Annotated in this window: 1 protein-coding gene; it reads left to right on the forward strand. The window is 72.1% G+C overall.

From position 1 onward, the window contains the following. Positions 1 to 38 precede the first annotated feature (38 nt). Positions 39 to 438: CurL C-terminal domain-containing protein (locus tag JK363_RS41670; protein WP_307822135.1), on the forward strand; the 400-nt coding region annotated here is incomplete at its 3' end.

The raw sequence follows: 438 nt of genomic DNA on the forward strand, positions 1-438 counted from the left end.
ACGGGCGTCCGCGTCGTGCGGGTGTGTCGTCGTTCGGTGTGAGCGGTACGAACGCGCACATCATCGTCGAGGAGGCTCCGGCCGAGGAGCTGGTGGCCGAGGAGCGGACCGCGCCCGCGACTCCGCTGCCGGTGGTGGTGTCCGCACGGACGGACACGGCGCTGCGCGCGCAGGTGGCGCGCTTGCGTTCCCATCTGGTGTCCCGGCCTGATCTGTCGGTGGTGGACACCGCGTACTCGCTGGTGACCACGCGGGCGCCGCTGGACCGCCGGGCGGTGATGGTGGCCGGTGACCGGGACGAACTGCTGGCGCGGCTGGGCGAGGTGTCGGCGGAGTCCGGTGTCGCGGGACAGGCGGCGTTTCTGTTCACGGGGCAGGGTTCGCAGCGTTCGGGGATGGGTCTGGAGCTGGCCGGGGCGTTCCCGGTGTTCGATCAGG

Source organism: Streptomyces coffeae (assembly GCF_016741875.1).
Taxonomy (GTDB): Bacteria; Actinomycetota; Actinomycetes; order Streptomycetales; family Streptomycetaceae; genus Streptomyces; species Streptomyces coffeae.